Raw genomic sequence first — 15218 nt, 5'->3', positions numbered from 1 at the left:
CTCGTAGGCAAAGGCCTATTTCGGCCGAGGCCCGCCCGGCGTCATCACACGTAGTCGGCGACCGGCACGCAGCTGCAGAACAGGTTGCGGTCGCCGTAGACGTTGTCGACGCGGCCCACCGGCGGCCAGTACTTGGCGTCCTTCACCGAGGCGATCGGGAAGGCGCCGAGCTCGCGCGAGTAGGGTCGGGTCCATTCGCTGCCCAGCAGGCTGTCGGCCGTGTGCGGCGCGTTCTTCAGCGGGTTGTCCTCGCGCGCCCAGATGCCTTCCTCGATGCGCCGGATCTCGCCGCGGATCGCGATCATCGCGTCGATGAAGCGATCGAGCTCTGCGAGCGGCTCGCTCTCGGTCGGCTCGACCATCAGCGTGCCGGGCACCGGGAAGCTCAGCGTGGGCGCGTGAAAGCCGTAGTCGATGAGGCGCTTGGCCACGTCCTCGGCGGTCACGCCGCTGCTGTCCTTGAGCGGGCGCAGGTCCAGGATGCATTCGTGCGCCACGTGGCCGTTCGGGCTGGCGTAGAGGGTGGGGTAGTGTTCCTTGAGGCGAGCGCTGATGTAGTTGGCGCTGAGGATCGCGGTCTCGGTCGCGGCCTGCAGGCCTTCCGCACCCATCATGCGGCAGTACATCCAGCTGATCGGCAGCACCGCCGCGTTGCCCAGCGGCGCGGCGGACACGGCGCCGACGCCGTTCGAGGGAAGGCCGCCGCTCACGTGGCCGGGCAGGAAGGGCACCAGGTCCTCGACCACGCACACCGGCCCCACGCCGGGCCCGCCACCGCCGTGCGGGATGCAGAAGGTCTTGTGCAGGTTGAGATGGCTCACGTCGCCGCCGAACTCGCCGGGCGCCGCCACGCCGACCAGCGCATTCATGTTGGCGCCGTCCACGTACACGCGGCCGCCGTGGGCATGCACGATCTCGCAGAGCTCCTTGACGCGGGTCTCGAACACGCCGTGGGTGCTGGGATAGGTGATCATCACCGCGGCCAGGTCGTCGCGGTGCTGCTCGCAGGCGCGCGCCAGGTCGTCCATGTCCACGTTGCCCTGTGCGTCGCAGGCGGTCACCACGACCTTCATGCCCACCATCTGCGCGCTCGCGGGATTGGTGCCGTGGGCGGAAGAGGGGATCAGGCAGACGTTGCGGTGGCCGTGGCCCTGGGCCTCGTGGTAGGCCTTGATCGCCAACAGGCCGGCGTATTCGCCCTGCGAGCCGGCATTGGGCTGCAGGCTGATGCCCGCATAGCCGGTGGCCTCGCACAGCCAGGCGCGCAGCTGCGCGTCGAGCTCGGCATAGCCGCGCAGCTGCTCGGCCGGCGCGAAGGGATGGATGTTCGCGAACTCGGGCCAGGTGATGGGGATCATCTCGCTGGTCGCGTTGAGCTTCATGGTGCAGCTGCCCAGCGGGATCATGCTGCGGTCCAGCGCCAGGTCCTTGTCGGAGAGGCTGCGGATGTAGCGCAGCATCGCGGTCTCGCTCTTGTGGGTGTTGAACACCGGGTGCGCGAGGAAGGCGCTGCTGCGGCGCAGGTCTTGCGGGATGCGCGCGCCGACCGTGGCCGAGAGCTCCTCGAAGCGCGGCATCGGCGTGCCGGTGGGCACGAACAGGGCCCACAGCGTCTCGATGTCGGCACGCGTGCTGGTCTCGTCCAGCGAGATGCCCAGGTGCTGCTGCAGCCCCTGGCGCAGGTTGACGGAGGCGGCCTGGGCCTTGTCCAGGATCTTCGGCGTGTCGTCGCCGGTCAGGACGGTGAGCGTGTCGAAAGCGGTGGCGTTGGCGAGTTCGCGGCCCATCTGCTCGAGGCCTTGCGCCAGGATCGCAGTGAGGGCGGCCACGCGCTGGGCGATGCGCGTCAGCCCGTCGGGCCCGTGGTAGACCGCGTACATGCTCGCGACCACGGCCGGCAGCACCTGCGCGGTGCAGATGTTGGAGGTGGCCTTTTCGCGGCGGATGTGCTGCTCGCGCGTCTGCAGCGCCAGCCGGTAGGCGGGCCGGCCGTGCGTGTCGACGCTGACGCCGACCAGCCGGCCGGGCAGGGAGCGCTTGAACTCGTCGCGGCAGGCCAGGTAGGCCGCATGCGGGCCGCCGTTGCACAAGGGCATGCCGAAGCGCTGCGTCGTGCCGCAGACGATGTCGGCGTCCCATTCGCCGGGCGGCGCCAGCAGCGTGAGCGCCAGCAGGTCGGCCGCCACGCAGAACGCGGCGTCGCACGCGTGGGCATGGCCGGCCAGCGGGCGCAGGTCGTGCACGTGGCCGGTGGTGGAGGGGTATTGCGCCAGCGCGCCGAAGAAGTCGCCGCTCGCCATCAGGTGCGGCAGGGTCTCGGAAACCGTGCTGACCCTGACCTCGATGCCCAGCGGCGCGGCGCGCGTCCGGATGACCTCGATGGTCTGCGGATGGCAATCGCCCGAGACGAGGAACACGTTGCTCTTGCTCTTGACGCTGCGGCGCGCCAGCGTCATCGCCTCCGCCGCGGCGGTGGCCTCGTCGAGCATCGACGCGTTGGCAATGGCCATGCCGGTCAGGTCGCAGACCATGGTCTGGAAGTTGAGCAGCGCCTCCATGCGCCCCTGCGAGATCTCGGCCTGGTAGGGCGTGTACGCCGTGTACCAGGCCGGGTTCTCCAGCACGTTGCGCAGGATCACGCCCGGCGTGTGGGTGCCGTAGTAGCCCTGGCCGATGAAGTTCCTCGCCACCTTGTTCTTCGCCGCGATGCCGCGCAGCTCGGCCAGCGCGCCGGCTTCGGTGACCGGCGCGGGCAGGCGCATCGGATGGCTGCGGCGGATGGCCGGCGGCACGATGCCGTCGATCAGCTCGGCGCGCGTCTTCGAGCCGACCGCGGCGAGCATGCGCGCCTCGTCCTCGGCCTCGATGCCGATGTGGCGGGCGATGAATTCGCCCGCGTTCTCGAGATCCGCAAGGGTGGGCAGGGAAGGCAGGGGTGACTTCGGCATGGAATGGTGAACAAGGATGACAGGATCGGAAAACCTTGGGTGTGTGCTTTCAGGCTTCGTCGGCGAACTTGTCGTAGGCGGTCTTGTCGAGCAGTGCGTCGAGCTGCGCGGGCTCGGTGAGCTTCATCTTGAAGAACCAGCCTTCGCCTTCGGGCGCGCTGTTGGCCAGCGAGGGATCGGCGCGCAGCGCCTCGTTGACCTCGGTGATCTCGCCGGCGACGGGCATGAACACGTCGGCAGCGGCCTTGACCGACTCGACCACGCCGGCGACCTCGCCCTGGGCATAGCCCTGGCCGACCTGCGGCAGGTCGACGAAGACCACGTCGCCCAGCGCGTCCTGCGCATGCAGCGTGATGCCGACGGTGGCGGTGTCGCCCTCGGCTTTCACCCACTCGTGGTCCTTGGTGTACTTGATGCTCATGGAATGGCTCCTGGGGAAGGGAAAGAAAGGAAGGGCAAAGATAAGGAAGACGCGAAGAAGCGCTAGCCGCGGTAGTAGCGCGCCGGCACGAAGGGAAGGGTACTGACCTCCATCGGCACCGGCTTGCCGCGCACGATGGCCTGCAGGCGGGTGCCGGGCGCGGCGTAGGCGAGGGCGACATAGCCCATCGCGACGGGCCGGTCGACCGTGGGGCCCAGCAGGCCGCTGGTCACCTGGCCGATGGGCAGGCCCTCGAAGGACTCGAGCAGCGTGCCGTCGCGCACCGGTACGCGCTCCAGCGCCACCAGGCCGACGCGCTTGCGCTTGAGCGTCTCGTGGTCGACATGGCCGGCGCTGCCGGTGTCGGCGGTGAGCTGCGCCAGCACGCGGGCCGCGCCCGGAAAGCCGCCCTCGCGCGCGCCCCCGCTGCGCCGCACCTTCTGGATCGCCCAGTTCAGCGAGGCCTCGACCGGGGTAGTGGTGGTGTCGATGTCGTTGCCGTAGAGGCACAGCCCGGCTTCCAGCCGCAGCGAATTGCGTGCCCCCAGGCCGATGGGCTGCACCTCCGGCTGCGCCAGCAGCAGCCGGGCCAGTGCCTCCGCATCGCGGGCAGCGACGGAGATTTCGAACCCGTCCTCGCCGGTGTAGCCGCTGCGGGTGGCGAAGGCCGCAATGCCACCGATCTGCACCGCGCCGCCGGTCATGAAGACGAAGCGCTCGATACCGGGCGACAGGCGGGCCAGCACAGCCGCGGCCCAAGGCCCCTGCAGCGCGAGCAGGGCCTGATCGGGCAGAGGCTGCACCTGGCAGCGCTGGCCGATCTTCGCCTGGATGTGCGCGATGTCGTCGGCCTTGCAGGCGCCGTTGACGATCACGGAAATCGAATCGTGGCCCTCGTTGAAGAACATCAGGTCGTCGAGGATGCCGCCCTCGTCGTTCAGCAGCAGGCCGTAGCGTTGCTTGCCGGGCGCCAGGCCGATCACGTCGACCGGCATCAGGGTTTCGAAGGCGGCAGCGGCCTCCGCCCCGACCAGGCGCAGCTGGCCCATGTGCGAGATGTCGAACAGGCCGGCGGCCGTGCGCGTGTGCTTGTGCTCGGCCATCAGGCCGGCGGGATATTGCACCGGCATCGAATAGCCGGCGAAGGGCACCATGCGGGCGCCGAGCTCGAGGTGCAGGTCGTACAGCGGGGTCTTTTGCAGATCGTCGGAAGCGGAGGCCAAGGCACTCTCCATCAGGGGCAGTCCGGATCCATGGCAGTCAAGCCATGGGCCACCCCTGCTGTCCGCTTTACCTGAGAGATTCGCCCCACGATCGGGGTTTGCTCCTTCGGTGGGCGGCATGCGCCGCCTCTCTCCAGCAAGGAAACGCCCGGATAGTCGGGCGCCTCGTCAGTCCTTTTGCCTGAGCGTTCGGGCCTTTCGTTCGATGGGCCCTGCGCCTTCGGCGGCCCCGCGCTGCGGGGCTCTCTCCTGACTCGGAAGAGTGTAAGGGAAACAAGGCTTGGCGAGCTACGACCGCTCCAGCCGCAGCCGGCGCAACAGGAATTTCTCCCACAGCTTGTCGGAGAGGAACTGCAGGGAGCGCCGGATGTGCTCGCGCGCGTTGCGGGCGTCGTAGGGCGAGCGGATGTCGGCGCCGAGCTGGCGCGCGCGCAGGCTCAGCATGTGCTCCGACAGGCAGCAGCGCGCCTTCATGCGCAGGTCCTCGAAGTTGTCCGGGCCGAGCGGGCTGGCCTTGTGCCATTCGTGGTCCCACTTGAAGCGGCGCTTCTTTTGCACGCCCTGGCCGTCGTCGCTGATGAGCCAGGCGGACACGAAATCGACATAGGCCTCGCCCACATGGTCGCGGAACACGCCCCGCCCTGGCTCGAAGCGCTCGTTGACCAGCGAATCCAGCAGCGCGTTGCCGGGCGATAGCGTGCCCAGCCGATGGCGCAGCGTGTCGTTCATCGCGAAGCAGTAGGTCGACACCCATTCGAGCAGCGGCCCCATGGGGGTCATGGTCGAGCGCGGGAAGTCGTTGATCTCGCCGAACAACCACGGGCCCGGGTGCAGCGCGAGCTTGCGGATCTCGCCGCCGAAGCGCTCCAGCCGGCGCTCGCTCCAGGCGTGGTTGAGGGCAACCGTGTCGTTCGAGAAGAGCCACACATCGGGCTGCTCGCCGCGAGCGAGCAGGGTCTCGATGCCGCTGTCCCAGCCGGAGAACTCCCGGTTGCTGTTGTCGCCGGGGACCACCAGGCCCTGCTCGGAGGCCGTGCCGGCTGCGCTTTCGGCAGGCCTGGCGCGCGCGTTGTCGACGATCACGCTCGAGAAGCGGTCGCCGTCCTGGGCCAGGCGGGTTCGGAGCTTTTCCAGCACCTGGAGCGAACGGTCGCGGTGCTGGTCGCCAAATTCCAAGTGAACGAAACCGTAGCTTGTCATTACCTGCAGGGGGAGAGAAGAAAAATGGTCGCAGCCGCGCAAAAATGTTACCGCTTCAATGCGGCGAACGGCGGCGGTGGCCGCGAGTAGCGGCTGCACCGCCTCAGAGCCTATTCAAAAAGCGGGGGTTTCGCCTGTCAGCGAAGACGCCGTGTCGCCATCCGCGCTGTAACCCCTTGTTCAGTGCACGGCCTGCTCGGCCGGCAGCAGGCGCAGGATGCGCTCGCGGATCGAGGCCGCGCGCTCGACACCGGCCAGCTTCTCGATCTCCCCCAGCATCGCCTCGGCCACCGACAGCATCGATTCCCGGTCGCGCGCCTCGCGCAGCGTCTCGCGGAATCGCCCGGCTACCGCCGGATCGCGGCGCACGAACATGCGCTCGCACAGGTCGAACAGGAACATGCGCGTGGTGGCCAGCGAACGCTTGCCGTCGAAGGTGTCGGCCGAAACCGCCGGCGGCCGGGTGCTCGCGGGTGGCTGTTCTGCCGGCGACGGAGCGGTCGCCAGCAGGTAGCCTTCGCGCACGAGATGAAGCGCCACGCGGCCGGCCTCGTCGCGGCCGCCGAAGAGCTCGCCGAAATCGGTGACCGAGCGCTGGCCGTCGGCCATGAGCAGCAGGGCGCGCTCGCGCTGGCCCAGGGTACGGCGGCCAGGCAGGAGCTCCTGGCGCGCTTTCTCGGTCTTGATGAGGAACATGGCGGATGCTGTGGCGTTCGGGATCGAACGCCGCAGGATCGGCCTGGCGCGTGACAGCGCGGTGAAACGCGAGGGCTCAGGCAGCCAGGCGTGAACTACTTCGCATAAACGAGATCGCGCAGTCCCAGCGAAATGCCCGGCACGTAGGTGATGACCATCAGGCAAGCCAGGATCACCAGCACGAAGGGCACCAGGTGCGTGACGATGCGGTCCAGCGAGATGCGCGCCACCGTGCAGGCCGCGAACAGGTTGACGCCGAACGGCGGCGTGATCATGCCCAGCGCCAGGTTGACCACCATCACCAGCCCGAAGTGCACCGGGTCGATGCCGAAGTGCATGGCGACGGGCGCGAGGATCGGCGCCAGCACGATGATGGCCGCGCTGGTCTCGATGAACATTCCGATGATGAAGAGCGCCGCGTTGACGCCGAGCAGGAACATGGCCGGCGACTGCAGCACGGCCTGCAGCCAGTGGCCGATGGCCTCCGGCACGCCGGCACGCGTGATCAGGAAGGCGAACAGCCCTGCGTTCGCGATGATGAACATGATCACCGACGACGAGATCACCGATTTGCGCAGCACCGCATAGAGTTGCGGCAGCTTGATCTCGCGGTAGATCAGCATGCCGACCACGAGCGCGTAGAGCACGGCCACGGCCGAGGCCTCGGTGGGCGTGAAGATGCCGCCGTAGATGCCGCCGAGGATGATCACCGGCATCAGCAGCGCCCAGCCCGCTCGCCAGGTGGCCACGCCCACGCCCAGGCGGCCATCGCCGTCGTTCTTGCCCCAGCCCTTGAACTTGCAGTAGACGTAGACGAAGGCCATCAGCGCGAGGCTGATCAGGATGCCCGGGCCGAAGCCGGCGATGAACAGCTCGCCGATCGAGACCTCGGCGCTCACGCCGTAGAGGATCATCGGGATCGAGGGCGGGATGATCACGCCCAGCTCCGCGCTCGTGGCCTGCAGCGCTGCCGCATAGCTGGTCGGGTAGCCGTGCTTGATCAGCGCCGGGATCAGGATGGCGCCGATGGCGAACGTGGTGGCCACCGAGGAGCCCGACACCGCGGCGAAGATCATGCAGGTCAGCACGCAGGTCATGGGCAGGCCGCCCTGCACGCCGCCCACCAGGCTCTTGGCGAACTCCACCAGGCGGCGCGAGATGCCGCCGGTCTCCATCAGGTTGCCGGCGAGGATGAAGAAGGGGATGGCGGCGAGCGGAAACTTGTTGATCGCATTGAACATCTCCTTGACGGAGATCAGCATGTTCGCGTTCGAGGCCTGGATGCCGACGATGGACGCCAGGCCGATCGAGACGGCGACGGAGATGGTGAGCGCGAAGCACACCACCATCGTGGTGACCATCACAGGAGTCATAGGGCCCCCACGCTTGTCACTTCGTGTACTGCGCTGCCCCCCAAGGGGGCGTTCGCGCCTTCGGGCGGCCGGGCGGCGCTCATTGCGCTGTCTCCAGTTCCTGCCGTTGCGGATCGAGCAGGTTGCCGACGATGCCGATCACACTGAACAAGCCGCCCACGGGCATCGCCACATAAGCCCAGAACATCGAGATCGATTCGAGTCCCGCCATCGACTGCACGCCACCGCGCTTGGCATAGTCCCAGCCCCACCAGACGATGACGGCGATCAGCGTCAGCGCCGCAAGGCACACCAGCCAGTCGAGCACGCGCCGCATCTTCGGCGGGCTCCAGCGGTACAGCACGTCGACACTGACCATCGCGCCCTGGCGGAAGGCGGTGGGAATGCCCAGGAAGACCATCCAGATCAGGCTCACCCGGATCAGGATCTCCGACCATTCGGCCGGCTGCTCGAGCACGAAGCGGGTGACGATCTGGAACACGCCGAGCGCCGAGGCGATCACCAGCATGAGGCAGGCGACGGCCATGGACAGCGAACTGGTCCATTGGTCGAGCCGAAGGAAGGCGGATTTCATGAGCGATGCATGCGAGAGGTCAAAAAAAGAGCGCCCGCGAGCCGGTGCTGCGCGGGCGCGCGCCGCGAGTCATCGCGGCCGGAAGCTCACTGGAAATTGCGGATCTTGTCGATGTTGGCCTTGCCGAACTGCTTCTCGAACTCGGCGTTGACCGGCGCCAGCGTGCTGACGAACTTCGCCTTGTCCACGTTCTCGACCACGGTCATGCCCTGGGCACGCAGTTCCTTCACGCCATTGGCGTCGTCCTGGTCGACCCGGTCGCGGTTCGCCTTCACCGCCACCTTGGCGGCCTCGAGGAAGGCGGTCTTGTCGGCCGCGCTGAGCTTGTCGAAGGACGCCTTGTTCATCAGGAAGATGCACGGCGAGTAGACATGGCCGGTCAGCGAAAGGTGCTTCTGCACCTGCGAGAACTTGGCCGCCATGATCACCGACAGCGGGTTCTCCTGGCCATCGACCGTGCCCTGCTGCAGCGCCGTGAACACTTCGGGGAACGCCATCGGCGTGGTGATGATGCCCAGGCCCTTGTACGCCGCGATGTGCACCGGGTTCTCCATGGTGCGCATCTTCAGGCCCTTGAGGTCTTCCGGCGCCTTGACGTCGCGCTTGCTGTTGGTCATGTGGCGGAAGCCGTTCTCGGCCCAGGCCAGGGCCTTGAAGCCCTTGGCGTCGAACTTGGTCAGCAGTTCCTGGCCGATCGGGCCGTCGAGCACCGCGCGCGCGTGGGCCTTGTCACGGAACAGGAAGGGCACGTCCAGGATCTTGGTCTCGGGCACGAAGTTGGGCACGGGGCCGGTGGAGGAGAAGGCCAGCTCCTGGGTGCCGAGCTGCACCGCCTCGATCGATTCGCGTTCGCCGCCCAGCGAGCCGTTGTAGAAGGTCTCGATCTTGTAGCGGCCATTCGTGCGCGCCGCCACTTCCTTTGCGAAGGTGTCGATGGCCACGCCCTGGTGCGAGTTCTGCGCCGTCGAGATGCTGATTTTCATGGCGGTCTGCGCGAAGGCCGCACAGGCCATACCGAGGCCGAGGACGAGGCCGGCGGCCAGTCGGTTCAACTTCATGGGGAGTCTCCTGTCGATGTGACGTTTGATGTGATGTTTCGCAAACGTATGACTATGCATTAGTCGGCAACTTCACAGCGTCGGGATTTTCACGGACGTAGTCGCGGATCACATCCTCGAAGCTGGCATCGGGCAAAAGGCCCAGGCCGCGCGCGCGCCGCGCCTCGATGCGGCCCGGCCAGGTCTTCACGATGCGCTGGATCGCCGGATCCGGCGCGCGGTCGAGCAGGGCGGTCGCGGCCGGCCCGGCCACGCGCTCTAGCGCCGCAACCATGTCGCCCACGGTGAGGCCCAGCGAGGGCAGGTTGAGCGCCGTGCGCGGGCCCCATTGCGCATCGCTCGCCTCGGCGGCGCGGACGATGCCTTCGATGGTGCGGGCCGGCGACGCCAGCGCCACCGGCGTCTCGTCGGGCACGGGGCAGGCGGCGCGGACGCCGGCGAGCGGCTCCCGGATCATGCCGCTGAAGAAGCCCGAGGCCGCGCCGTTGGGGCGGCCCGGGCGCACGCTCACCGTCATCAGCCGCACGCTGCGGCCCCGGATGAAGCCCTTGCGCGTGTAGTCGGCCACCAACTGCTCGCCGATGAACTTCTGGATGCCGTAGCTGGTCTGCGGCGTCGGCAGGGTGTTGTCGTCGATGACTTCGGGCAGCGGCTGCTCGGGCGAGTTGCCGAAGACCGCGAGCGAACTCGAGAACACCAGCACCGGCGCGGTGCCGGCGGCGCGCAGGCGCTCGAGCAGGGCGTTGGTGGCGCCGAAGTTGCTTCGCATGCCGAGGTCGAAGTCGGCCTCGCACTCGCCGCTGACGGCCGCGGCCAGGTGGAAGACGGCGTCGGCATCGGCCCAGTAGGCGGCGCCGGCATCGGCCAGCTGTGCGTTGAGATCGCCGACGACGGCTGCGATGCGCGGGTCTGTCGCGAGATCGGCCGGGGGCGCGGCGCGGTCGACGAGGGTGATGCGCTCGATGGTCCTGGGCGCGGCGCCGGCCAGTGCGAGGCTGCCTTGCGCGAGCAGCGTTCGGGCCAGGCGGGCGCCGAGAAAACCGGCGCCGCCGGTGATGACGATATGCATGGTGTCTCCTTGGGATGTTCAGTCTATCTCCGCCTTGCTCCCTCTTACGAAGGGGAAGGCGCAGTTCGAGGTTCGACGTTCGGGTTCGGGTTCGGGTTCAACGTTCGGGTTCGACGTGCGGGGCGGGCCGAGGGCGGCGGGTGGCCGACTCCGTTCATGTCCCCCGGCGGCCTGCGGCCGCCTCCTCCTTTACTTCACTGCGTCGGCCACCCGCCACCCTCGGCCTGGACGCGGCGGAGGTGTCCAACCGCGCAATATCCGCGACGCTTCGCGGCCCGCTGGCTTGTTTGGCTCCTTCGGCCCTCGAACACCGGCAACGTTCGCAGGATCAGGCCGGTGGGGCGCGCTGCGTAGCGAAGTAAAGGGGGAGGCGGCCGCAGGCCGCCGGAGGACATGAGCGGAGCAGCGCGCCCCGCCGGCCTGATCCCGCCCACGACCTGGGCAGCTCCGAAACCGCCAAAAACGCGAGGGCTACATCCCCACGTAGTTCGGCCCGCCGCCGCCTTCGGGCGTGACCCACACGATGTTCTGCGTGGGGTCCTTGATGTCGCAGGTCTTGCAGTGCACGCAGTTCTGCGCATTGATCTGCAGGCGCGGCTTGCCGTTCTCGCCTTCGACGAACTCGTAGACGCCGGCGGGGCAGTAGCGGGCCTCCGGGCCGGCGTACTCGGGCAGGTTGATCTCGGTGGGCACCGCGGCGTTCTTCAGCGTCAGGTGCGGCGGCTGGTTCTCTTCGTGGTTGGTGTTGCTGATGAACACCGAGGAGAGCCGGTCGAAGGTGAGCTGGCCGTCCGGCTTCGGATAGACGATCTTCCTGCAGTGCGCGGCCTTCTTCAGGCGCTCGTGGTCGGCCTGGTGGCGGTGCACGGTCCAGGGGATGTGGCCGCGCAGCACGTACTGCTCGATGCCGGTCATCAGCGTGCCCACGGTCAGGCCGCGCTTGAACCACTGCTTGAAGTTGCGCGCCTTGTTCAGCTCCCGGTACAGCCAGCTTTTCTCGAACGAGGCGGGATAGGCCGTGAGCTCGTCGTGCTGGCGGCCGGCCATCACCGCATCGTAGGCGGCCTCGGCCGCGAGCATGCCGGTCTTGATGGCCGCGTGGCTGCCCTTGATGCGGCTGGCGTTCAGGTAGCCGGCGTCGTCGCCGACCAGCGCGCCGCCCGGGAACACCGTCTTGGGCAGCGAGAGCAGGCCCCCCGCGGTAATGGCACGGGCGCCGTAGCTCAGGCGCTTGGGCGCCTTCAGGCCCTTGTCCTGGCCCTCGAAGTACCAGCGGATGTTCGGATGCGTCTTGAAGCGCTGGAACTCTTCGAAGGGGCTCAGGTGCGGGTTCTGGTAGTCGAGGCCGACCACGAAGCCGACGATCAGCTGGTTGTTCTCGGCGTGGTACAGGAAGGAGCCGCCGTAGGTGTCGGGTGGCAGCGGCCAGCCCGCAGTGTGCACGGCCAAGCCGGGTTCATGGCGGGCCGGATCGATCTCCCACAGCTCCTTGATGCCGATGCCGTAGCTCTGCGGGTCCTTGCCGGCGTCGAGCTTGTACTTGGAGATCAGCTGGCGCCCCAGGTGGCCGCGCGCGCCCTCCGCGAAGATCGTGTACTTGGCATGCAGCTCCATGCCGAGCTGGAAGTTCTCGGTCGGCTCGCCGTCCTTGCCGATCCCCATGTTGCCGGTGGCCACGCCGCGCACCTTGCCGTCGTCGGTGTAGAGCACCTCGGCCGCAGGGAAGCCCGGGAAGATCTCGACGCCGAGCGCCTCGGCCTGCTGGGCGAGCCAGCGCACCACGTTGCCCAGGCTGACGATGTAGTTGCCCTCGTTGTGGAAGTTCTGGGGCAAGAGGAAGTTGGGCGTGCGGTAGGCGCTGGTCTCGCTGAGCATCAGGAAGGTGTCCTGCGTCACCGGCTGGTTGAGCGGGGCGCCTTGTTCCTCCCAGTCGGGCAGCAGCTCGTAGAGGGCCCGCGGGTCCATGATCGCGCCCGACAGGATGTGGGCGCCGGGCTCGGAGCCTTTCTCGAGCACCACCACCGAAACGTCCTTGCCGTGCGAGGCCGCCAGCTGCTTGAGATGGATGGCGGTCGCCAGGCCGCCCGGGCCGGCGCCCACCACGACCACGTCGTATTCCATGGCTTCACGGGGGCCGAACTGGGCAAGGATTTCGTCGTGCGTCATGTGGGGTCTGGTCGATAATGGTTTTCGAAGGGGCGAGGCGCCGCAGAAGGCCGGGCCATTTTATGCGGCGCCCACCGTGCCTCCGCACGTCGCCCCGGCGACTCCCAACAGGACCTCCCTCATGGCTTACAGCATCGATCTTTCGGGCCGCGTGGCCTTCGTCACCGGCGCGTCCAGCGGTCTCGGCGCGCAGTTCGCCAAGGCCCTGGCCCGAGCCGGCGCCGCGGTGGTGCTGGCCAGCCGCCATACCGACCGCCTCAAGGAGCTGCGCGCACGCATCGAAGGCGAGGGCGGCGACGCCCACGTGGTGGAGCTCGACGCGACCGACATGGACAGCATCAAGGCCGCCGTGGCCCGGGCCGAGACCGAGGTCGGGCCCATCGACATCCTGGTCAACAACTCGGGCGTGAGCACCACCCAGCGGCTGGAAGAGGTGAAGCCGCAGGACTACGACTTCATCTTCGACGCCAACGTGAAGGGTGCCTTCTTCATCGCGCAGGAGGTGGGCAAGCGCATGCTGGCGCGGGCCCGCGGCGCGGCGCCCGGCACCTACATCGGCGGGCGCATCGTCAACATCGCCTCCGTGGGCGCGCTGAAGGTGATCCCCAAGATCGGCGTCTACTGCATGAGCAAGGCGGCCGTGGTGCAGATGACCAAGGCGATGGCGCTCGAATGGGGGCGTTTCGGCATCAACGTCAACGCGCTGTGTCCCGGCTACATCACGACCGACAACAACGAGGACCACTGGGCCTCCGAGGACGGCCAGAAGCTGGTCAACGGCCTGCCGCGCAAGCGCCTGGGCAAGCCCGAGGACCTGGACCGGCTGATCGTGCTGCTGGCCAGCGGCCAGAGCCACTTCGTCAATGGCGCCGTGATCGCGGCCGACGACGGATACGCGCTCTGAAGCCGGGACGCCGTCCCCGGCATCGCAGGCTTCGCGGCGAATGCGCCCGGAGACCCGGCGGAAGCGAGAAAAGAATTGAGCGATTGACGCCAGGGTGCTCCCTGCTGATACTCCCGCCCTAAATTGCCGGGATCGGATCTGACCCGGAAAACCAAGAACACGGGCCAATCGCTCTAGGGAGGAAGCATGTCAAGAGGCAATTTCGTGGGCCGCTCACAAGCGGGCGGCGCCGCTGCATTCAGCAAACTGGTTTCTGGTCCCCTCGTCGGCATCGTCGCCGGCCTGGCGGCAGGGGCGCTGTGGGGACTCGTGTTCGTGGCGCCGCGCATGGTGGGTCACTTCGGCATGGTGGACATCACGGCGGCGCGCTTCATCGTGTTCGGCGCGGTGGCCGGGCTGGCCGTCTGGTGGCGGCCGACCGGGCAGCGCTGGCCCGATGCGCGACAGGCTTCCACCGTGCTGGCGCTGAGCGGCCTGGGCTTCACCGGCTATTACCTGCTGCTGGCCTTCTCGATCGTGCATGCGGGTACGGAGGTGCCCAGCCTCATCATCGGCACCATTCCGGTCTGGATGATGCTGCTGGGCCGGCCCGCGGGACTGCGCATGCAGGCCCTGTTGCCCGGGCTGGCACTTACCGCCGCCGGCATCGCGCTGATGGTGGGGGCCGCCTGGCCCGAGGGCGGCATCGCAGACACCGGGCGCGCGCATTTCGGCTGGGGCCTGTTGCTGGCCGTGCTGGCGATGGCGAGCTGGACCGCCTTCGGCCTGCTCAATGCCGCCTGGCTGCGGCGCCATCCGGAGGTGCACGCGGCGGACTGGACCAACTGGCTCGGCATCGCCACCGGCCTGGGCGCCTTCCTGTTGTGGCTGGCCGCGGGCTCCGACGTGGCGACCTTGCGCGCGCAGCCCGACGGCGCCTTGTTCGTGCTGCTCGCGCTGGCCGGCGGCCTGGGCTCTTCATGGCTGGCGACCGTGCTCTGGAGCATCGCCAGCCAGCGGCTCTCGGCCAGCCTGTGCGGCCAGTTGATCGTGAGCGAGACGCTGTTCGCCTTGCTTTATTCTTTTCTGTGGGACGGCCGCTGGCCGCATCCGAGCGAACTCGCCGCGGCGCTGCTGTTCGTCCTCGGCATCCTGGCATCCATCAAGGCGCACCGATGAGAATCGAAATCCCCGAAGTCAAGAAGCTGGTCTACGAAATGACGATCCCGATCCGCTGGGGCGACATGGACGCGATGGGCCACCTCAACAACGCCACCTACTTCCGCTACCTGGAAACGGCGCGCATCGACTGGTTCCACTCGCTGGGTGCCGAACCCTCGCCCGAGGGGCAGGGGGTGGTGATCGTCAATGCCTTCTGCAACTTCTACAAGCAGCTCGAGTACCCGGGCGACGTGCTCGTCAAGATGTACGTGAGCGACCCCGGCCGCACCACCTTCGAGAGCTGGGCCACCATGGCCCGCGCCGATGCGCCGGACGTCATTTGCGCGGCGGGCGGCGCGACCACCATCTGGGTGGATTTTCCGAAGCAGAAGGCGCTGCCGCTGCCGGAATGGCTGCGGGCGATCGTGAGCTGAGCGCTCTCGAAG

The 15218-nt window shown here is 68.0% G+C and carries 13 protein-coding genes and 2 riboswitches; of the genes, 3 read left to right on the top strand and 10 right to left on the bottom strand.

What is annotated here, in order from left to right; translation table 11 throughout:
* Positions 1-44: 44 nt before the first annotated feature.
* From gcvP to ACMGEZ_RS06890, 10 genes are all read right to left on the bottom strand, one after another.
* The gene (gene gcvP / locus ACMGEZ_RS06935) at positions 45-2948 is read right to left on the bottom strand and encodes an aminomethyl-transferring glycine dehydrogenase (RefSeq protein ID WP_436821524.1); all 2904 of its coding nucleotides are present in this window, start codon (positions 2946-2948) and stop codon (positions 45-47) included.
* Between the two features lie 49 nt (positions 2949-2997).
* Complete coding sequence (gcvH, locus tag ACMGEZ_RS06930; RefSeq protein ID WP_436821523.1) at positions 2998-3369, bottom strand: glycine cleavage system protein GcvH; 372 nt, start codon at positions 3367-3369, stop codon at positions 2998-3000.
* Positions 3370-3431: 62 nt separating this feature from the next.
* Entirely contained in the window at positions 3432-4604 is a 1173-nt protein-coding gene (gcvT, locus tag ACMGEZ_RS06925; RefSeq protein ID WP_436821522.1) for a glycine cleavage system aminomethyltransferase GcvT, read from the bottom strand.
* Positions 4605-4640: 36 nt separating this feature from the next.
* Positions 4641-4739: riboswitch (glycine riboswitch) on the bottom strand.
* Between the two features lie 12 nt (positions 4740-4751).
* Positions 4752-4854, bottom strand: a riboswitch (glycine riboswitch).
* A 26-nt stretch (positions 4855-4880) separates the two neighbouring features.
* Complete coding sequence (locus ACMGEZ_RS06920; RefSeq protein ID WP_436821521.1) at positions 4881-5768, bottom strand: hypothetical protein; 888 nt, start codon at positions 5766-5768, stop codon at positions 4881-4883.
* 204 nt (positions 5769-5972) lie between these two features.
* Positions 5973-6488: a hypothetical protein gene (locus tag ACMGEZ_RS06915; RefSeq protein ID WP_436821520.1), complete on the bottom strand. Its 516-nt coding sequence runs from the start codon at positions 6486-6488 to the stop codon at positions 5973-5975.
* A gap of 95 nt (positions 6489-6583) precedes the next feature.
* Entirely contained in the window at positions 6584-7861 is a 1278-nt protein-coding gene (locus tag ACMGEZ_RS06910; protein ID WP_436821519.1) for a TRAP transporter large permease, read from the bottom strand.
* Between the two features lie 79 nt (positions 7862-7940).
* Positions 7941-8435 carry a TRAP transporter small permease gene (locus tag ACMGEZ_RS06905; RefSeq protein ID WP_436821518.1) on the bottom strand — a complete coding sequence of 165 codons (495 nt, stop codon included), beginning with the start codon at positions 8433-8435 and terminating at the stop codon, positions 7941-7943.
* A gap of 86 nt (positions 8436-8521) precedes the next feature.
* Entirely contained in the window at positions 8522-9493 is a 972-nt protein-coding gene (locus ACMGEZ_RS06900; protein ID WP_436821517.1) for a TRAP transporter substrate-binding protein, read from the bottom strand.
* Positions 9494-9545: 52 nt separating this feature from the next.
* Positions 9546-10562, bottom strand: a complete 1017-nt coding sequence (gene denD, locus ACMGEZ_RS06895; protein ID WP_436821516.1) for a D-erythronate dehydrogenase — start codon at positions 10560-10562, stop codon at positions 9546-9548.
* 471 nt (positions 10563-11033) lie between these two features.
* Positions 11034-12728, bottom strand: coding sequence for an electron transfer flavoprotein-ubiquinone oxidoreductase (locus ACMGEZ_RS06890; RefSeq protein ID WP_436821515.1), 1695 nt, complete (start codon positions 12726-12728; stop codon positions 11034-11036).
* Positions 12729-12849: 121 nt separating this feature from the next.
* Here ACMGEZ_RS06890 and ACMGEZ_RS06885 point away from each other — a divergent pair, with 121 nt between their 5' ends.
* From ACMGEZ_RS06885 to ACMGEZ_RS06875, 3 genes are all read left to right on the top strand, one after another.
* The gene (locus ACMGEZ_RS06885) at positions 12850-13632 is read left to right on the top strand and encodes an SDR family oxidoreductase (protein WP_436821514.1); all 783 of its coding nucleotides are present in this window, start codon (positions 12850-12852) and stop codon (positions 13630-13632) included.
* A 186-nt stretch (positions 13633-13818) separates the two neighbouring features.
* Entirely contained in the window at positions 13819-14790 is a 972-nt protein-coding gene (locus tag ACMGEZ_RS06880) for a DMT family transporter (protein WP_436821513.1), read from the top strand.
* The gene (locus tag ACMGEZ_RS06875; RefSeq protein ID WP_436821512.1) at positions 14787-15206 is read left to right on the top strand and encodes an acyl-CoA thioesterase; all 420 of its coding nucleotides are present in this window, start codon (positions 14787-14789) and stop codon (positions 15204-15206) included. The genes ACMGEZ_RS06880 and ACMGEZ_RS06875 overlap by 4 nt, the downstream gene beginning before the upstream one ends.
* Positions 15207-15218 lie beyond the last annotated feature (12 nt).

The organism is Variovorax stachyos, from assembly GCF_051400855.1.
Taxonomy (GTDB): Bacteria; Pseudomonadota; Gammaproteobacteria; order Burkholderiales; family Burkholderiaceae_C; genus Variovorax.
This window is presented reverse-complemented; position numbering and strand designations above follow the sequence as displayed.